Origin of the sequence: Streptomyces sp. SudanB52_2052, assembly GCF_964272415.1 — a bacterium.
Classification (GTDB): Bacteria; Actinomycetota; Actinomycetes; order Streptomycetales; family Streptomycetaceae; genus Streptomyces; species Streptomyces olindensis.
On sequence record NZ_OZ186796.1, the window covers coordinates 3,662,110 to 3,680,330 of the forward strand.

The window sequence follows — 18,221 nt, forward strand, 5'->3', positions numbered from 1 at the left end:
TAACTACGGACTGGATACCATGTGACCACGCCCCGGACGCCGAACGCAACATCTTGCCGACGTCTTGTCGGAACGTTCATCAAAAGACCGCACACCGGGAAACCACACCCGCCCGGCACGGCCGCCAGGACCTGGTGGACGGCGGGCGGCCGGGCTCAGGCGGCGAGCACGCTCAGGTCCGTGGCGGCCCAGCGTTCCCCCAGACCGGTGACCGTCATGTGCCGGACCTCGTCGGTCGTGTCGCCCACCGCCCGGTGGATGACGACCTGGAGCCGGTCCTCGGTCAGCTCCTCGACCTTGCCCTCGCCCCACTCCACGACGACCACGGACTCGGGCAGCGAGACGTCCAGGTCCAGGTCCTCCATCTCGTCGAGACCGCCGGAGAGCCGGTAGGCGTCGACGTGGACCAGCGGCGGTCCTTCGCCCAGGGAAGGGTGCACCCGGGCGATGACGAAGGTCGGCGAGGTGACGGCCCCGCGCACGCCGAGCCCCTCGCCCAGCCCGCGGGTCAGCGTCGTCTTGCCCGCGCCGAGCTCCCCGCTCAGCATCACCAGGTCGCCCGCGCGCAGCAGTTTCGCGAGCCGGCGGCCCAGCTCCCGCATCTGCTCGGGGGACGTGACGACGATCTGGACGGATCCGGGCTCAGCCGGGTTGTGCGGTGCTGCTGGTGCTTCCATAGCCCTTCACGGTAGCCCCTGCGGGCACGGCACCCGTGCGGGTGAGCAGGTCGGCGAGGCGGTCGGTGACCACTTCCGGGTGTTCCAGCATCACCAGGTGCCCCGCGTCCGGCACCAGCACCAGTTCCGCGTCCGGCAGCAGATCGGCGATCGCCTCGCTGTGCTCACTGGGCGTGACCAGGTCCTGCACACCGGCCAGGACGAGGACCGGCAGGTCCGCGAAGTACGCGAGCGCCTCGGTCTTGTCGTGGTCGTTGAACGCCGGGTAGTACTCGGCGACGACGTCGATCGGCGTGCTCTCGATCATGCGCTCGGCGAACCGGGCCACGGCCGGGTCGACGTCCCGGGACGCGAAGGAGTACCGCTTGATGATCCCGGCGAACAGGTCCGCGGTGGCCCGGCGCCCCTTCTCCACCAGCTCGGCCCGCTGCCCCAGCGCCTTCAGCACCCCGGGCAGCACCCGCCGCACCGCGTTGACGCCGGCGACCGGGAGCCCGTAGTTGACCTCGCCGAGCCGCCCCGACGACGTCCCCACGAAGGCGACCCCGACGACCCGCTCGCGGATCAGCTCCGGGTACTGGTCGGCCAGCGCCATCACCGTCATGCCGCCCATGGAGTGCCCGACGAGCACGATCGGCCCCTCGGGCACGGCCGCGTCGATGACGGCCTTCAGGTCGCGGCCCAGCTGCTCGATGGTGACCGGCTCGTCGTCCCGGTTCTGGGCGACGCCCCGCCCGGACCGGCCGTGGCTGCGCTGGTCCCAGTGCACGGTCCGCACGACGCCCCGCAGGGCCGCCCGCTGGAAGTGCCAGGAGTCCTGGCTGAGGCAGTAGCCGTGGCTGAAGACGACCGTGACGGGCGCGGGTGCCTTGCGGCCGAAGAGCCGCCGGCGGCGTGAGCCGATGGCCGGGGCGGCCTCCGGGTCGAGGTCGTCGACCTCGTAGTACAGCTCCGTGCCGTCGTCGGCGAACGCCTTGCCGGGCATGCCGCGCAGCGAGCCGTAGGGGCCCGCCGAGTCCAGGGCGAGCCGGGCCTTCTGGCGCATGCCCCGGCCCACGGTCATCCGCTCCAGGGCGACACCGGCGGCCGCGCCCGCGGCCACCACGCCTATCGCGACGCCGGCGATGCCGGTCGCCCGGCGCCAGCCGCCCGCCGCCCCCGCGGCGGAGGCCGCGACGGCCGCGGAGGCGACGTCCGCGACGACCTCCGCACTGCTCTCGCTCACGTACCGCTCCTCTTCGCCGGGCTGCCGATCGGGTGACTCACTGGGTCGGATGATGCCGTGTGGCTGGTGTTGCTGCTGTTACCCGGGTGCCTTTCGTTCCCCGGGTGACCAGTCCCACTGGTTCGAGTTACCCGTCCTGTTCCTCATTCACATAGACGCGGGGAACGCGCGTTCCGATCCGGGTCACGATCTCGTAGGCGATGGTTCCGGCCGCCTGCGCCCAGTCCTCGGCGGTGGGCTCCCCACGGTCCCCGGGCCCGAAGAGAACGGCCTCGGCGCCCGGCGCGGGCGCGTCGCCGCCCAGGTCGACGACGAACTGGTCCATGGCGACCCGCCCCGCGATCGTCCGCCACTTGCCCTCGACCAGCACCGGGCCGGCCGAGGAGGCGTGGCGCGGGATGCCGTCGGCGTAGCCGAGCGGGACGAGGCCGAGGGTGGTCTCCCCGGGCGTGACGTACCGGTGCCCGTAGCTGACGCCGTGCCCGCCCGGGACCTGCTTGACCAGGGCCAGCGAGGCCGACAGCGTCATCACCGGGCGCAGTCCGAAGTCGGCCGGGGTGCCGAGCTCGGGGCTGGGCGAGATGCCGTAGGTGGCGATGCCGGTGCGGACCAGGTCGAAGTGGCTCTCCGGGAGGGTGAGCGTGGCCGGCGAGTTGGCGATGTGCCGGACCTCGGGCCGGACGCCCTGCCGCTCGGCGTGCGCGACCATCTCGCGGAAGCGGTCGAGCTGGGCGGCGATGGAGGGGTGGCCGGGCTCGTCGGCACAGGCGAAGTGCGACCACAGCCCCGTGACGCGCAGCAGCCCCTCGGACTCGGCGCGCAGCGCAGCGCGGACCAGGTCGGCCCAGTCGCCGGGCGGGCAGCCGCCCCGCCCGAGCCCCGTGTCGGCCTTGAGCTGCACGCGAGCGGGCCGATCGGCCCCCCGGGCGGCCCGGGTGACCTCCTCCAGGGCCCACATCCCGCCGACGGACACGTCCAGATCGGCCTCGATCGCCTCGCGCCAGGGCCCGCCGGGCGTCCACAGCCAGCACATGATGCGGCCCGGCAGCCCGGCGGCCCGCAGGGCGAGGGCCTCCTCGGGCGTGGCCGTGCCCAGCCAGCTCGCCCCCGCGGCGACGGCGGCGCGGGCGCACGGCACAGCCCCGTGGCCGTACGCCTCGGACTTCACCACGGCCATCAGGGCAGCGCCCGGCGCGTGGGCGCGCAGGGCCCGCACGTTGGCCCGCAGGGCGGCCAGGTCGATCTCGGCGCGGGCCCGCAGGGTCGCGGTCCGCGGGGCTGTTCTCTCGCTCATCGCGCCCAGTGTCTCAGAGGGCCCCGACACCCCCGAGGCAGCGGGCCCGCCAGCAGGTCGCCTACGTCCCCGGCCGCCGCCCCCACACGAACACCCGGTCGCCCTTCTTCAGCACGCCCCACAGCCGCCGGGCGTCACCCACGGTGAGGTTCACGCAGCCCATCGAGCCGACGCCGGTGTGCAGGCTGCCGTAGACGCCGTGGAAGGCCTGCCCGCCGCTGAAGAACCGGGAGTACGGCATCGGCGTGTTGTACAGCGTCGACCAGTGGTTCTTGTGCCGCCAGTAGATCTTGTGCCACCCGGCCCGCGTCCGGTACCCGGCCCGCCCGCTGCGGATGGGCGCCGCCCCGAACACGACCGTCCTGCCCTTCTGCACCCCCATCAGCTGCCAGCTGAGATCCACGCAGGTCACCGGCCCGGCGAACCCGATGGCCGGCTTGATCCCCTGCCGCACCTGGAACGCCCGGATGGCCCGGCAGTCCGCCGCCGACTGCCTCCCGTCCACCCGCAGCCCCAGCCACCGCTCGACCTGCCGCTGATACGGCCCCGCCTTCCGCGTACAGCTCACCTGCGCGACCGCCTCCCCAACGGCACGTACTCGACGAGCGCGTACGTCCCCGGCACCGCCCGGCGCGGCTCGACGGCGTCCTCCTCGGCCGACGGCGCGTACACCACCGGCGCCAGCGCCTGGTCGGGCGTGTCCACGGACCAGGGCTGCGCCGGCCCCGGCGCGACCCCCGGGACCAGCTCGCCCAGGGGCCCGGGAGCGGGCGGCACGGAAGCGGCACCGGCGACACCGACGGGCAGCGCGGCGACGAGAGCGAGCAGGAGGGCGAGGGCACGGCCGGTGGCGTCCGGGGGCCATACGATCAGAGAAACGCGCGCCGCAGGAGCCGCCGGGTCGCCGCGCGGCAGGGGTCACCCAGAGGCATCAGCCCACACCAGAGGCTGCCCGGGCCCGCTCAGCCACATTCAGCCCGTCCGGCGCTTGAGGACGAGGCCGTTCAGGCCGAAGCGGGGGTCTGGGGGCGGCAGCCCCCAGAGGTCACCTCAGCGGGGGCCTGGGGCCGCCCCCAGACGTCACCTCACCCCAGGACATTCCGCCAGGCCTCCGGAATCGCCGCCGCCACATCGTGCGCCCCCACCGGCGCCCCCTCCGCCGCCAGCCGCCCGGCGAGCCCGTGCACATACGCCCCCGCACTCCCCGCGTCCACCGCCGAGAGCCCCGCCGCCAGCAGCGATCCCGCCAGACCCGACAGCACGTCCCCGCTGCCCGCCGTGGCCAGCCAGGACGTCCCCGTCGGATTCACCCGCACCGCCCCGCCCCCCGAGTCGGCGACCAGCGTCGTCGATCCCTTCAGCAGCACCGTCGCCCCGTACTGCCCCGCCAGCTCCCGCACCGCCGCCAGCCGGGCCCCCTCGACCTCCCCGCGCTCCACCCCCAGCAGCGCCGCCGCCTCCCCGGCGTGCGGCGTCATCAGCGTCGGCGCCCGGCGCCCCCGTACGACCCCCGCGTCCGCCAACCGCAACCCGTCCGCGTCGATGAGCACCGGCACCTCCGCCGCCAGCACCTCCCCCACCGTCGCCGCGTCGTCCCCGGCCCCCGGCCCGACGACCCACGCCTGCACCCGCCCCGCGTGCTTCGGCCCCTGGTCCGACACGAGCGTCTCGGGAAACCGCGCGATGACCGCGTCCGCGGCCGGCCCGACGTACCGCACGGCCCCGGCCCCGCCCCGCAGCGCCCCGGCGACCGCCAGCACGGCGGCCCCCGGGTACCGCGCCGACCCGGCGGCGATCCCGACGACCCCCCGCCGGTACTTGTCGCTCTCCGCCCGCGGCACCGGCAGCAGCCGGGCCACGTCCACGTGCTGCAACGCCTCCAGCTCCGGCTCGACCGGCAGCTCCAGCCCGATGTCGACCAGCCGCACCGACCCCGCGTACTCCCGCGCCGGGTCGATGAGCAGCCCCGGCTTGTGCGTCCCGAACGTCACCGTCAGATCGGCCCGGACGGCGGCGCCCCGCACCTCCCCGGTGTCGACGTCGACCCCGCTCGGCAGGTCGACGGCGACCACGGCGCCCCGCGACCGCTCGGCCGCGGCGGCCAGCGGCACCGCGTCCGGCCGCAGCCCGCCCTTCCCGCCGATCCCGACGATGCCGTCGACGACGAGATCGGCCCGCTCGACCAGCTCCTCGACCCCACCGGCCCCGACCGCCTCGCCGGCCCCCACGGCCCGGCCCCCGGCCCGCCGCAACGCCGCGAGCCCCGCCGCATGCGCCCGCTCCGGAGCGAGCAGCACCGCCGTGACCCCGGCACCGCGCCGGGCCAGCCGGGCCCCGGCGAACAGCGCGTCACCTCCGTTGTCGCCGCTGCCGACCAGCAGGACGACCCGGCTGCCGTACACCCGCCCCAGCAGGTCGGCGCAGGCCGCGGCGAGCCCGGCGGCGGCGCGCTGCATCAGCGCCCCCTCCGGCAGCCGCGCCATCAGCTCCCGTTCGGCGGTCCTGACCGTCTCCACGCTGTACGCACTCCGCATGCGGTCGAGTTTCCCGTACGACCGCCCGGCCACTCCCCCGCATCCCGCGCAACTCCGGTCCGTGTCGCATCCATTGACGCTTTGCCGTCCCTTTGCCAGACTCCCGGCGCGCAGAAAGCGCTTGCACACCCCCCACGTTCGACGAAACCGAGGCCCTCATGGGACGCAGAGCCGCATTCCTCGCCGCCGCCGGTGCCACCGCCCTCCTCACCGCCGCCGGCACCCTCACCGCCCCCGCCACGGCCGCCCCCACGCGAGCGCTGGCCTGCGGGGACGGCTCGTACCAGGCCGAGGCCGTGCAGAGCGGCAGCAACTGGACCGCCCGGCGCGGCGGCAGCACGGTCTACACCGGCACCGACATGCGCGCCGCCGTCCAGGCGGCGGTCAACAGCCTCTCCGCCGGGCGCACGTCGAAGGAACGGGTCGTGGTCCGCGGCTCGGGCTCGATCTCGGCGGGCTCCCGCATCTCGCTCCCGAGCTACACCGTCCTCGACGTCTGCGGCACCATCAACGTCACCGGCACCGGCTCGGGCGACCAGGCGCCGGTCTACTCGCGCGGCACCCGTGACGTCGAGGTCCAGAACCTCAAGCTCACCGGCACCCCGCTGTACGGCATCTTCCTGCGCAACGTCCAGAACGTGGTGCTCGGCCAGATCGACATGCGCCTCTCCCGGGGCCTGGGCGTCCGCATCGACAACCGCGGCGACACCAGCCAGTGGACGCGCAACGTCCGCATCGACAACGTCTACGTCTCCGGCGCGTCCAGCCACGCGGTCGAGACCTACGGCGTCGACGGCATCACCATCGGCACGGTGACGGCCCGCAACGTCGGCGAGTCGGGCCTGCTCCTCAACCAGACCATCAACGCCAACGTCACCAAGGTGGACGCGGAGAACGCGGGCACGGGCACCGGCTACGCCGCCTTCCGCATGGCCAACCGCAACGGCCGGGTCGGCAGCGGCTACCCCACCAACATCCGGGTCGGCGAGGTGATAGCGCGCGGCGGCGGACGCGGCGTGTTCTGCGTGTCGGAGAGCGGCGGGGCCGTCATCGACAAGGTGACGCTCTCCAACACCGGCAACAACTCGGTCCTGATCGAGAACTGCTACAACGTCAACCTCGCGGCGCACAGCGGCACGATCACGGGCGGCGGCGAACTGCGGCTGGCCGCGCGCTCGGAGTTCCCGAACAACAGGGACATCACCATCCAGAACCTGACGGTCACCAACTCGTCCATCCGGGAGAGCCCCTGTGGCGAGAACACGACGTTCCGCAACATCACCCGGGTGAACAGCAGCCAGTCGATCTGCTGACCGGGCCCGGCCGCCCCGGAGCCTCCGCCCTGCCCGGCGCAGGCTCCGTCCTCACCCGGCGGAGGCTCCGTCCCCGAGGAGGCTCAACGCCCGCATGGCGTCGCGCTCCACGCGCGCGATGTCCCCGAGGACGGCGCCCGCCTCCACGAGGCACCGCTCGTCCCCGGACGTACCGGCGCGCGCGACGAGCGCGGCGACGTCCGTCCACAGGCCGGCCGCCTCGGCGTACAGCCGGTGACCGGTGCGCAGGTGCCGGCTGTCGAGCGATGCGGCGCACTCGGCGAGGAAGTCGCGGTAGAGGTTCCGGAACAGGGCGCCGCCGGTACCGGCCTTCTCCATCAGGGCGGCGGCCTGCGGCAGGTCCCGCCCGGGGTCGTCGGCGCGCCGGAGCCAGGTGCGCACGAGCTTGCCGGCCTTCTCGATGCCCCGGTGGCCGAGGTTGGCGATCGGCGGGTGGAGGAAGGCGTGCGCGCAGGCGGTGACGGCGGGCACGATCCCCGCCTCGGGGGAGGGCGCGTTCTCCGGGACGGCGAGCGTGAAGGACCGGTGCCTGGCGGTCATCGGCCCGCGCGCGGCCCTGGCCCGGGCGAGACTGTCCCGGCTGGTGGAGACCGCTCCGCCCTGCTGCTCGGTGTCCACCAGGAAGGCGTCGCGCTCGTCGTATCCGTACAGGGCGACGACATGCCCGCCGAAGTGGACCTTCGAGGTGAAGTAGTCCAGGTGGTGGCTGTCGAGCTGCAGTCCGACGGGCCGCCCGGCGTCCACCGGGCCCGCGACGTTCTCCCAGGCCCGGCGTGGGGACGAGGTCTCCCTGACGAGCAGTTCCAGGCCGAGCCGGTCCGCGAGGTTCCTCGTGAGCTCGAACGGCTTCACCCGTCCCCCGAGGAACGGGAAGTCCATGGCCTTGCCGTCCCAGTAGACGAAGGAGAGGCCGGAGCCGAGGCCGAAGAGCATGGGCTCCGACAGATCGAGCCCTTCGTGCCGCAGCAGCACGCCCAGGGCCGTCGTCTCGCAGTGCTGCGTCCCGCGCGCCTCGACGCCTTCCACGGTCGTCATACCGCGCCCTCCCGGACGGGGACGGTGAGCAGGGTCATCGATTCCTCCTGCGGGGTTTCGGCCGGGCCGCGGCCCTGCGGCGGTATGCTCGACGTACGATTTGAACTTGTTCAAAAGTAGGGGGAACGAGCATGTCCGGATCCACCGCACCCACCGGCACCGACACACCCGCCACCGCCCTCGGCCCCACGTCCCTCGTCCTCGGCGCCTTCTCCGCAGCCGGTACCTGGGCGTTCCTCATCCCATGGACGGTGATCGCCGGGGCGCTCGCCATCACCTTCGGGGCGATGGGCGTCCACCACGCCCGCCAGGGCACGGGCCGCATGTGGACGGCGGCGGCCGGTACGACCCTGGGCACGGTGGGCCTCCTCGGCACGGTCCTGCTCCTGTGGGGCATGGCCTAGAACCGGAGGAAGCCGCTCACCCCTCCGCGATCACGACGGCGGAGGCCACCCCCGCGTCATGGCTCAACGACACGTGCCAGGACCGCACCCCCAGCTCGGCGGCCCGGGCGGCCACCGTCCCGGCCACCCGCAGCCGGGGCTGCCCACTGTCCTCGACGAACACCTCGGCGTCGGTCCACAGCAGCCCGCCCGGAGCGCCGAGCGCCTTGGCCAGCGCCTCCTTGGCGGCGAACCGCGCGGCCAGCGAGGCGACACCCCGCCGCTCCCCGCTGGGCAGCAGCAACTCCCGTTCCAGGAAAAGCCGCTCGGCCAGCGCGGGCGTGCGCTCCAAGGACGCCGCGAACCGATCGATCTCGGCGACGTCGATCCCGACCCCGATGATGCTCATGCCCAGCACCCTACGGTCCTGCCGGGGCGTTCCCCGCCCGCACCGCCTCCCCGCCCGCCGCCTAGCATGATCGGCATGGAATGGGACGGCCTCACCGACCGCGGGCGCTACAACGACTGGTACCTGAAGGAGCGCGACCGGTTCGCGGACCTGGCCCGGGACGCCGACTGGGACGGCGTGTTCGGGGAGCTGGCGGAGCATCCCGAGCGGGTCAACCTCGCCCGCCCCGGCAACCGCAGCGGATTCGCGCCGCTGCACCAGGCCGCCTGGCACGGCGCCGGCATCGGGGTCGTCTCCCGGCTGATCGCGCACGGCGCCTGGCGCACACAGCGCACCCGGGACGGACGGCTCCCTGTGGACATCGCACGGGATCGGGGCCACACGCAGCTGCTGGAACTGCTGGAGCCGGTCGCGGTCCGGCAACTCCCCGCCCCCGCCGACGCGTTGGAGCGCCACTTCCACGCAATGCTGCGGGAGCGCACCGGCAGCTGCTTCGACGAGATCGAGCACCTCCTGCCACCACTGGCCCCTCTGACGGAGGGCATGGACGTGCGGATCTTCTTCCGGGTGGTCGGCATGATGGGCGGCTTCCACTACCGCCTGCACGCGGACATGGTGCACGTGCACGGCAGTTCGCGGATGGACTCTTACCTCGGGGACTTCTACCAGGTGACCCCGGACGGCTGGACCAAGCTCCCCTTCAGCCCGAAGCCACCGCTGCCCTGGACCTAGCCGTATGCCGAGCCCCCGATCTTGAACTCCCCCTCCCCCTTGTACAGTTCGCGATGACCGCGATGTGCAAACGGCATCGCACGCAACGGGAGGAAACAGCTTTGCAGTTGAAATCTCTGGGCTCCGCACTGACCACTGCGGCCCTCGTGGCCACGGCCTTCACCGGCGCCGTCGCCACCGCCGGCACCGCCACCGCGGCGACGAAGCCGGACTGCAGCAGCGCGCTGGTCAACGTGAAGCCCAAGGCGACCGTCAACCTCCGCAGCGCGCCCAAGACGAGCGCCACCGCTGTCGGCACCTGGAACAAGGGCCAGAAGGGCGGGGTCTGCTTCGGCGACCGCAAGCCCACCACCGGTGGCAGCTACAAGGCCTGCGGCAAGAAGAGCAACAAGTGGTACTTCGGCGGTCCCAACAGCACCAGCAAGGAAGGCTGGGTCCCGGCGACCTGCCTGCCCATCTGAGTCGGAGCGGCTGAGGCCTGACCGGCTGACCGAGGGGGGCGAACGGAACCGAGCCGTTCGCCCCCTGTTCACGCGCCGGGCACGGCGGCGCGCTCGCTCCCCCGCCTCACTCCACCGTCACCGACTTGGCCAGGTTCCGAGGCTGGTCCACCTCGTTCCCCCGCGCCGTCGCCAGCTCGCACGCGAACACCTGGAGCGGCACCGTGGCCACCAGCGGCTGCAGCAGGGTCGGCGTGGCCGGGATCCGGACCAGGTGGTCCGCGTACGGCACGACCGCCTCGTCCCCCTCCTCCGCGATGACGATCGTCCGTGCCCCCCGGGCCCGGATCTCCTGGATGTTGGACACGATCTTGTCGTGCAACACGGACCGTCCCCGGGGCGAGGGGACGACCACGACCACCGGCAGATCCTCCTCGATCAGCGCGATCGGCCCGTGCTTCAGCTCACCCGCCGCGAACCCCTCGGCGTGCATGTAGGCGAGTTCCTTGAGCTTCAGCGCTCCCTCCAGGGCGACGGGGTAGCCGACGTGCCGCCCGAGGAACAGCACCGTGTTCTTGGAGGCGAGCGTGCGCGCCAGCTCGCGGACGGGCTCCATGGTGCCGAGCACCCGCTCCACCGCGCCGGAGATCGACGACAGGTCCCGGATCACCGCCCGGATCTCGTCGCCCCACTTGGTGCCCCGCACCTGGCCCAGGTACAGCGCGACCAGGTAGCAGGCCACGAGCTGCGTGAGGAACGCCTTGGTGGAGGCGACGGCGACCTCCGGCCCGGCGTGCGTGTACAGCACCGCGTCAGACTCGCGCGGGATCGTCGAGCCGTTGGTGTTGCAGATCGCCAGCACCTTGGAGCCCTGCTCGCGGGCGTGCCGCAGCGCCATCAGCGTGTCCATGGTCTCGCCGGACTGGGAGATGGCGATGACCAGGGTCTGCGCGTCCAGGATCGGGTCCCGGTAGCGGAACTCGCTGGCCAGCTCCACCTCGCACGGGATCCGCGTCCAGTGCTCGATGGCGTACTTGGCGATCATCCCGGCGTGGAAGGCCGTACCGCAGGCGACGACGACGATCTTGTCGATCTCGCGCAGCACCCGCGGCGGGATCCGCACCTCGTCCAGGGTCAGCGAACCGGAGCCGTCGATCCGGCCCAGCAGGGTGTCGGCGACCGCCTTGGGCTGCTCGGCGATCTCCTTCAGCATGAAGTAGTCGTAGCCGCCCTTCTCGGCGGCCGAGGCGTCCCAGTCGACGTGGTAGGAGCGGACGTCGGCCGGGCGGCCGTCGAAGCCCGTCACGGTCACGCCGTCCCGGCGCAGCTCCACCACCTGGTCCTGGCCCAGCTCGATCGCGGAGCGCGTGTGGGCGATGAACGCGGCGACGTCCGAGGCGAGGAAGGCCTCGCCCTCGCCGACGCCCACCACCAGCGGGGAGTTCCGCCGGGCGCCGACGACCACGTCGGGCTCGTCGGCGTGCACCGCGACCAGCGTGAACGCGCCCTCCAGCCGTCGGCACACCAGTCGCATCGCCTCGGCGAGGTCCGCGCAGGAGGAGAACTCCTCGGCGAGCAGATGCGCCACGACCTCGGTGTCGGTCTCGGAGGACAACGCGTGCCCCCGCTCCTCCAACTCGGCCCGCAGGGCGGCGAAGTTCTCGATGATGCCGTTGTGCACGACGGCGACGCGGCCCGCGTTGTCGATGTGCGGGTGGGCGTTGGCGTCCGTCGGGCCGCCGTGGGTGGCCCACCGGGTGTGGCCGATGCCCGTCGCGCCCGTCGGCAGCGGCCTGCCGTCCAGTTCCTTCTCCAGGTTGAGGAGCTTGCCGGCCTTCTTGGCCGTCGCGAGCCCGCCGTCGGCCAGGACGGCGACACCCGCCGAGTCGTAGCCCCGGTACTCCAGCCGCTTCAGCCCGGCCATCACGACCTCGAGCGCCGACTGCGGCCCCACGTATCCCACGATTCCACACATGGGCGGCAGCTTAGGGTCGATTCCCGTGCCGAACGGGCCGTTGCGTGCCCGAAATCGGAAATTCCCACCGGGGTACGAACAGCTCGGTGCCCCGCTGTCAGACCTTCGCGCGATACGCCCTCATGGCCAGCGGATAGAAGACGAGGGCGATCCCCGCCGCCCAGACCAGGGACCACAGCACCGGTTCCGCCACCGGCCCGCCGAGCAGCAGCCCGCGGAAGGCGTCGGACAGATGCGTGACCGGGTTCACGTCGCTCCACGCCTGGAGCCAGCCCGGCATGGTGTCGACGACGACGAACGCGCTGCTGGTGAAGGTGATCGGGAAGATCAGGGTGAAGGCGAACGCCTGCACCTTCTCCGCGTCACCGGCCAGCATCCCGATCAGCACGGCGCTCCACGACACGGCCGCCGCGAACACCACCACCAGCAGCACCCCGAGCAGGAACCCGCCGAAGCCGCCCGTGACGCGGAAACCGAGCGCCAGTCCGAGGCCGATCATCAGCAGCATCGCCCACACGTGCTTGGCGAGGTCCGCAGTGATCCGCCCGATGAGCGGGGCGGAGCGGGCGATGGGCAGACTGCGCAGCCGGTCGAAGACGCCCTTGGTGAGGTCGGTGTTGAGGGCCATCGCCGTGTACATCGTCATGAACAGGGTGTTCTGCACGATGATCCCGGGCAGCGCGTACTTCAGGTACGCGTCGGGCGACCCCGCCATCTGCCCGCCCAGCACATAGGTGAAGAGGAACACGAACATGATCGGCGTGATGCTGTAGTCGACCAGTTCGAGCGGGTTGTGCTTGACGGCGACCAGGCTCCGCCAGGCCATGGTGAAGGTCTGCCGCAGTCCGGCCAGGGCGGGCACCCGGCCCGACCCCGTGACCGGGGCGGTGATCGTGGTCGCGGTCATGACCGGCTCACCGCCTTCTCCAGCTCGCCGTCGTCCCGGACGGCCGCGCCGCCGTCCTCCTGGGGGTCGCCCGGTTCGGCCCGGTGGCCGGTCAGCGCGAGGAAGACCTCGTCGAGCGAGGAGCGGCGCAGGGCCAGCTCGCCGACGGCGATCCCCTCCCGGTCCAGCGCGCGCACCACGGCCGGCATCAGCTCCGGGTCCTTCACCGGGGCGGTGACCGTCTCGCCCTCGATCCGGGCCTCGGAGCCGGCGGCCCCCGCCACCAGCGCGTGCGCCCGTTCCAGGTCCTGCCCGAGGATCGGCCGCAGCTCCAGCACCTGCCCGCCGACCTGCGCCTTCAGCCGGTCGGGCGTGCCCTCGGCGATCACCCGGCCCTTGTCGATCACCACGATGTCGTCGGCGAGCACATCGGCCTCGTTCAGGTACTGCGTGGTCAGCAGAGCGGTCGCCCCGTCCGCGATCAGGCCGCGCAGCAGGTCCCACAGCTCACCGCGGCTGTGCGGGTCGAGGCCGGTGGTCGGCTCGTCGAGGAAGAGGATGCTGGGCCGGCCGACGAGGCTGGCCGCGAGGTCCAGCCGCCGGCGCATGCCGCCCGAAAAGGTCTTCGCGGCCCGTCCCGCCGCGTGCGTCAGCTGGAAGCGCTCCAGCAGCTCACCCGCCCGCGCCTTGGCCTCCCGCCTCGGCAGCCCCAGCAACCGCCCGATGAGCAGCAGGTTCTCCGTGCCGGTGAGGTTCTCGTCGACCGCCGCGTACTGCCCGGTCAGCCCGACCAGGGAGCGCACCACCCCGGCCTCCCGGACCACGTCGTGTCCGGCCACCCTGGCCCGGCCCCCGTCGGGCCGCAGCAGCGTGGCGAAGATCCGCACCGCCGTCGTCTTCCCCGCACCGTTGGGACCCAGCAGCCCGAGCACCGTGCCCTTGCGGGCCGCCAGATCGACACCGGCCAGCGCCTCGGTCTCCCGGAACCGTTTGACCAGGCCTTCCGCCTCTATCGCATACGTCATGGGTCACCCCTCGGGGTCGGTGGACCCCGGGCTGGGCCCACCCTCCCCACAACTGTGACGCACGCCACTGACATTCCATCCCTTGGCCGGATTTCTCCCCCAGGGAAGGCCTGAAAAGCCCGCGTGACGGATCCCACCTCACCGTCCGTTCGTACGCCCGTAACAATGGACTGTGATCTCTCCGGTCTCCTCGATGCCCCGGAGCGCCCACCGGCCCCGCCCGGAGGCGACTCCCTACGTCGACCTCACCCGAGCCGAGTGGAGCGCGCTGCGCGACAAGACGCCGCTGCCGCTGACGGCCGAGGAGGTCGAGAAGCTGCGCGGTCTCGGCGACGTCATCGACCTCGACGAGGTGCGGGACATCTATCTCCCGCTGTCGCGGCTCCTCAACCTCTACGTGCGTGCCACCGACGGCCTCAGAGGGGCGCTGAACACGTTCCTCGGCGAGCAGGGCTCCCAGTCCGGCACCCCGTTCGTCATAGGCGTCGCCGGTTCGGTCGCCGTGGGCAAGTCGACGGTGGCCCGCCTCCTCCAGGCCCTGCTCTCGCGCTGGCCCGAGCACCCGCGCGTCGAGCTGGTCACCACCGACGGCTTCCTGCTGCCCACCAAGGAACTCCAGGTCCGCGGCCTGATGTCGCGGAAAGGTTTCCCCGAGTCCTACGACCGCCGGGCGCTGACCCGCTTCGTCGCCGACATCAAGGCCGGTAAGGACGAGGTCACCGCCCCCGTCTACTCCCACCTGATCTACGACATCGTCCCCGACAGGCGGCTCACGGTCCGCCGCCCCGACATCCTGATCGTCGAGGGCCTGAACGTCCTCCAGCCCGCCCTGCCCGGCAAGGACGGCCGCACCCGGGTCGGCCTCGCCGACTACTTCGACTTCAGCGTGTACGTCGACGCCCGCGTCGAGGACATCGAGCAGTGGTACCTCAACCGCTTCCGGAAACTGCGCGCCACCGCCTTCCAGAACCCCTCCTCGTACTTCCGCAAGTACACGCAGGTCTCGGAGGAGGAGGCCCTCGACTACGCCCGGACGATGTGGCGCACGATCAACCGGCCCAACCTGGTCGAGAACATCGCCCCCACCCGCGGCCGCGCCACGCTCGTGCTGCGCAAGGGCCCGGACCACAAGGTGCAGCGGCTGAGCCTGCGCAAGCTGTGAGATCCGGCGGAAGGCCGCTTAGATGGTCGCCATGCTCCATCTGCGCCTGATCACTCCGCACGAGAAGACCGACGACGTGGTGCGGCTGATCGAGAAGACGGTCGGCACCACGCACCTCGTCGTGCTTCCGGACTGCGCCCGCGACCCCGCCGGGGACGTGGTGATGTGCGACGTGGCGCGCGAGGCCGGCGACGACCTGCTCGCCGGGCTGCGGGAGCTGGGCCTCGACACCAGCGGTTCCATCGCCGTCGAGTCCATCGACCTGTCCCTGTCCGAGCGGGCCGAGAAGGCCGAGGCCGACGCGCCCGGCGAGGGCGCGGACGCGGTCCTGTGGGAGCACCTGACCGACGCGACGCACGAGGAGTCGACGCTCTCCGTCACGTACCTGGCGTTCATCACGCTCGCCACGATGATCGCGGCCTGCGGCGTGGTCCTGGACAACGCGATCCTGATCGTGGGCGCCATGGCGGTGGGCCCGGAGTTCGGCCCGCTCGCCGGCATCTGCACGGCGATCGTCCGCCGCCGGCCACACCTCGCCGCGCGCTCGCTGATCGCCCTGCTCGTGGGTTTCGCGGCGGCGATGGCGGTGACGGTCGGCTTCAGCCTCTTCATGGACGCGGTCGACCTGTTCAGCAAGGACCTGCTGAGGGCCGACCGCCCCAACACCGGCTTCATCTACGCCCCCGACTGGTTCTCCTTCGTCGTGGCGGTCCTGGCCGGCATCGCCGGCACCCTCTCCCTGACGTCGGCCAAGTCGGGCGCCCTGGTCGGCGTGGCCATCTCCGTGACCACGGTCCCGGCCGCCGCGAACGCGGCCGTGGCCCTGAGCTACGGCAACATGAAACAGACCTGGGGCTCCACGGAGCAACTCCTGCTGAACCTGCTGGGCATCATCCTCGCGGGCACGGCCACACTGGCGGCCCAAAGGTGGTTCTGGTCCGGACAACGCAAGAACACGCCCTGAGGAGCAGCTCCCTCAGGGGCGCGGGGAACTGCGCGACCAGCCACACACAACCCGCAGCCCGCCCACCACAGAACCCCCCACCCCAGACCCGCTCATCACCCCAGCGCGGACTTCACCGCATCGGCCAGCCGCCCGGCGACAGACCGAGCCTGCTCGATATCCGCCGCCTCGACCATCACCCGCACCAACGGCTCGGTCCCGGAGGGACGCAACAGCACCCGCCCCGTAGCCCCGAGCTCCCGCTCGGCATCGGCCACCGCCGAAGCCAGCTCCGCGGACGTCTTCACCCGCGACTTGTCCACGTCCGGCACATTGATCAGCACCTGCGGCAGCCGCTCCATCACGGAGGCCAGCTCCCGCAGCGAACGCCCGCTCCCGGCGACCCGGGCGGCCAGCAGCAGCCCGGTCAGCGTGCCGTCCCCGGTCGTCGCGTGGTCGAGGACGATCACGTGCCCGGACTGCTCGCCCCCGAGGGCGAACCCGTGCTCCTTCATCTCCTCCAGCACGTACCGGTCGCCCACGGCGGTCTGCACCAGCCGGATGCCCTCGCGCTCCATGGCCAGCTTGAAGCCCAGGTTGGACATCACGGTGGCCACGACCGTGTCGGACCGCAGCGCGGACTGCTCCCGCATGGCGAGGGCGAGCACGGCGAGGATCTGGTCCCCGTCCACCTCCTCGCCGGTGTGGTCCACGGCGAGGCACCGGTCGGCGTCACCGTCGTGCGCGATGCCGAGGTCGGCCCCGTGCTCGAGGACGGCGGCCTTGAGCAGGTCCAGGTGGGTGGAGCCGCATCCGTCGTTGATGTTGAGCCCGTCCGGCTCGGCCCCGATCGTGACGACCTCGGCACCGGCCCGCCGGAACGCCTCGGGCGAAACCCGGGCGGCGGCGCCGTGCGCCTCGTCGAGGACGACCTTCAGCCCTTCGAGCCGGTTCGGCAGGACGCCCAGCAGGTGCTCGACGTAGCGGTCGAAGCCCTCGCCGTACTCGCGCACCCGGCCCACGCCGGCACCGGTCGGCCGGTCCCACGGGGCGCCGGTGCGGTGCTCCTCGTAGACGGACTCGATCCGGTCCTCCAGCTCGTCGGCGAGCTTGTGACCACCACGGGCGAAGAACTTGATGCCGTTGTCGGGCATGGCGTTGTGGCTCGCGGAGAGCATCACGCCCAGGTCGGCGCCGAGCGATCCGGTCAGGAACGCCACCGCGGGCGTCGGCAGCACACCGACCCGCAGGACGTCCACGCCGGCGCTGGCGAGGCCCGCGACCACGGCGGCCTCCAGGAACTCCCCGGACGCGCGCGGGTCACGCCCGACGACCGCCGTCGGCCGGTGTCCCTCGAACGTGCCCGCCTCGGCCAGTACGTGCGCCGCGGCCACGGAGAGGCCCAGGGCCATCTCCGCCGTCAGATCCGCGTTGGCGACACCGCGCACGCCGTCCGTGCCGAAGAGTCGTCCCACTGTGCTGTCCTCCGAATTGCTGAAGAGAATGCGGCTCACATCCCCAAGTACATCCCTGAGACTGTCCGGGGGCGGTAGGGGTTGTGTAAACGAACCGCCCCGGCAGCACAGTCCGTGCCGCCGGGGCGATCGTTGCGAAGCCAGTCGCCAGGACAGGCGACGCGATTAGCGCTTGCTGTACTGCGGAGCCTTGCGGGCCTTCTTCAGACCGGCCTTCTTGCGCTCGACCGCACGGTCGTCGCGGCGGAGGAAGCCGGCCTTCTTCAGCGGGCCGCGGTTGTTGTCCACGTCGGCCTCGTTCAGCGCGCGGGCGACACCGAGACGGAGCGCACCGGCCTGACCGGAGACACCGCCACCGGCGATGCGGGCGACGACGTCGTAGCGGCCCTCGAGCTCCAGCACCTTGAAGGGCTCGTTGACTTCCTGCTGGTGCACCTTGTTCGGGAAGTAGTCCTCGAGGGTGCGACCGTTGATCTTCCACTTGCCGGTGCCCGGGACGATCCGGACGCGGGCGATGGCGTTCTTGCGACGGCCCAGGCCGGCGGCCGGCTGGGGCTCGCCGAAGCGGGACGCCATGGACTCCGAGGTGTACTCGCCCTCCACGGGCACCTCGGACTCGGTGGTGTAGCTGTCGATGTCAAGCTCTTCGAGCGGCTGCTCGGCAGTGGTCTCGGCCACGATTCTCCTCAGAT

General features: G+C 72.3%; 17 protein-coding genes and 1 pseudogene. 6 read left to right on the forward strand and 12 right to left on the reverse strand.

Annotation, left to right across the window (positions count from 1 at the left end; translation table 11 throughout):
* Nucleotides 1–155 precede the first annotated feature (155 nt).
* From tsaE to ACSUPV_RS16015, 5 genes and pseudogenes are all read right to left on the reverse strand, one after another.
* The gene (gene tsaE, locus ACSUPV_RS15995; RefSeq protein WP_031120001.1) at nucleotides 156–677 is read right to left on the reverse strand and encodes a tRNA (adenosine(37)-N6)-threonylcarbamoyltransferase complex ATPase subunit type 1 TsaE; all 522 of its coding nucleotides are present in this window, start codon (nucleotides 675–677) and stop codon (nucleotides 156–158) included.
* The gene (locus ACSUPV_RS16000; protein WP_031120002.1) at nucleotides 643–1,902 is read right to left on the reverse strand and encodes an alpha/beta fold hydrolase; all 1,260 of its coding nucleotides are present in this window, start codon (nucleotides 1,900–1,902) and stop codon (nucleotides 643–645) included. The genes tsaE and ACSUPV_RS16000 overlap by 35 nt, the downstream gene beginning before the upstream one ends.
* A gap of 127 nt (nucleotides 1,903–2,029) precedes the next feature.
* Nucleotides 2,030–3,196, reverse strand: coding sequence for an alanine racemase (gene alr, locus ACSUPV_RS16005; RefSeq protein WP_436947723.1), 1,167 nt, complete (start codon nucleotides 3,194–3,196; stop codon nucleotides 2,030–2,032).
* Nucleotides 3,197–3,257: 61 nt separating this feature from the next.
* A pseudogene (locus ACSUPV_RS16010) lies at nucleotides 3,258–4,024 on the reverse strand (L,D-transpeptidase).
* A 257-nt stretch (nucleotides 4,025–4,281) separates the two neighbouring features.
* A complete protein-coding gene (locus tag ACSUPV_RS16015) occupies nucleotides 4,282–5,730 on the reverse strand; it encodes an NAD(P)H-hydrate dehydratase (RefSeq protein ID WP_436947724.1) in 1,449 nt (482 codons plus the stop codon).
* 158 nt (nucleotides 5,731–5,888) lie between these two features.
* Here ACSUPV_RS16015 and ACSUPV_RS16020 point away from each other — a divergent pair, with 158 nt between their 5' ends.
* On the forward strand, nucleotides 5,889–7,043 hold the full coding sequence (locus ACSUPV_RS16020; RefSeq protein WP_436947725.1) for a hypothetical protein: 1,155 nt from the start codon (nucleotides 5,889–5,891) through the stop codon (nucleotides 7,041–7,043).
* Between the two features lie 51 nt (nucleotides 7,044–7,094).
* On the opposite strand, the gene ACSUPV_RS16025 is transcribed toward ACSUPV_RS16020, so the two are convergent.
* Nucleotides 7,095–8,099: a BtrH N-terminal domain-containing protein gene (locus ACSUPV_RS16025; protein ID WP_031118762.1), complete on the reverse strand. Its 1,005-nt coding sequence runs from the start codon at nucleotides 8,097–8,099 to the stop codon at nucleotides 7,095–7,097.
* 131 nt (nucleotides 8,100–8,230) lie between these two features.
* Between ACSUPV_RS16025 and ACSUPV_RS16030 the strand changes: the two genes are divergently transcribed.
* Nucleotides 8,231–8,503: a hypothetical protein gene (locus ACSUPV_RS16030; protein ID WP_031118763.1), complete on the forward strand. Its 273-nt coding sequence runs from the start codon at nucleotides 8,231–8,233 to the stop codon at nucleotides 8,501–8,503.
* Between the two features lie 16 nt (nucleotides 8,504–8,519).
* Here ACSUPV_RS16030 and ACSUPV_RS16035 read toward each other — a convergent pair whose 3' ends face one another.
* On the reverse strand, nucleotides 8,520–8,891 hold the full coding sequence (locus tag ACSUPV_RS16035) for a holo-ACP synthase (RefSeq protein ID WP_031118764.1): 372 nt from the start codon (nucleotides 8,889–8,891) through the stop codon (nucleotides 8,520–8,522).
* A 75-nt stretch (nucleotides 8,892–8,966) separates the two neighbouring features.
* Here ACSUPV_RS16035 and ACSUPV_RS16040 point away from each other — a divergent pair, with 75 nt between their 5' ends.
* Both ACSUPV_RS16040 and ACSUPV_RS16045 read left to right on the forward strand, forming a co-directional pair.
* Entirely contained in the window at nucleotides 8,967–9,623 is a 657-nt protein-coding gene (locus ACSUPV_RS16040) for an ankyrin repeat domain-containing protein (RefSeq protein ID WP_359784879.1), read from the forward strand.
* A gap of 101 nt (nucleotides 9,624–9,724) precedes the next feature.
* Nucleotides 9,725–10,084, forward strand: a complete 360-nt coding sequence (locus ACSUPV_RS16045) for a hypothetical protein (protein WP_359784877.1) — start codon at nucleotides 9,725–9,727, stop codon at nucleotides 10,082–10,084.
* A 106-nt stretch (nucleotides 10,085–10,190) separates the two neighbouring features.
* On the opposite strand, the gene glmS is transcribed toward ACSUPV_RS16045, so the two are convergent.
* From glmS to ACSUPV_RS16060, 3 genes are all read right to left on the reverse strand, one after another.
* Nucleotides 10,191–12,038: a glutamine--fructose-6-phosphate transaminase (isomerizing) gene (glmS, locus tag ACSUPV_RS16050; RefSeq protein ID WP_031118767.1), complete on the reverse strand. Its 1,848-nt coding sequence runs from the start codon at nucleotides 12,036–12,038 to the stop codon at nucleotides 10,191–10,193.
* A gap of 97 nt (nucleotides 12,039–12,135) precedes the next feature.
* On the reverse strand, nucleotides 12,136–12,945 hold the full coding sequence (locus ACSUPV_RS16055; protein ID WP_031118768.1) for an ABC transporter permease: 810 nt from the start codon (nucleotides 12,943–12,945) through the stop codon (nucleotides 12,136–12,138).
* On the reverse strand, nucleotides 12,942–13,949 hold the full coding sequence (locus ACSUPV_RS16060) for a daunorubicin resistance protein DrrA family ABC transporter ATP-binding protein (protein ID WP_031118769.1): 1,008 nt from the start codon (nucleotides 13,947–13,949) through the stop codon (nucleotides 12,942–12,944). The genes ACSUPV_RS16055 and ACSUPV_RS16060 overlap by 4 nt, the downstream gene beginning before the upstream one ends.
* 193 nt (nucleotides 13,950–14,142) lie before the next feature.
* Here ACSUPV_RS16060 and coaA point away from each other — a divergent pair, with 193 nt between their 5' ends.
* Together coaA and ACSUPV_RS16070 are read left to right on the forward strand one after the other, a co-directional pair.
* Nucleotides 14,143–15,111 carry a type I pantothenate kinase gene (gene coaA / locus ACSUPV_RS16065; RefSeq protein WP_436949904.1) on the forward strand — a complete coding sequence of 323 codons (969 nt, stop codon included), beginning with the start codon at nucleotides 14,143–14,145 and terminating at the stop codon, nucleotides 15,109–15,111.
* Nucleotides 15,112–15,142: 31 nt separating this feature from the next.
* Entirely contained in the window at nucleotides 15,143–16,075 is a 933-nt protein-coding gene (locus ACSUPV_RS16070; RefSeq protein WP_031118771.1) for a DUF389 domain-containing protein, read from the forward strand.
* Between the two features lie 95 nt (nucleotides 16,076–16,170).
* On the opposite strand, the gene glmM is transcribed toward ACSUPV_RS16070, so the two are convergent.
* Complete coding sequence (gene glmM, locus ACSUPV_RS16075; protein WP_359784870.1) at nucleotides 16,171–17,529, reverse strand: phosphoglucosamine mutase; 1,359 nt, start codon at nucleotides 17,527–17,529, stop codon at nucleotides 16,171–16,173.
* Between the two features lie 165 nt (nucleotides 17,530–17,694).
* A complete protein-coding gene (gene rpsI, locus ACSUPV_RS16080; protein ID WP_031118774.1) occupies nucleotides 17,695–18,207 on the reverse strand; it encodes a 30S ribosomal protein S9 in 513 nt (170 codons plus the stop codon).
* Nucleotides 18,208–18,221 lie beyond the last annotated feature (14 nt).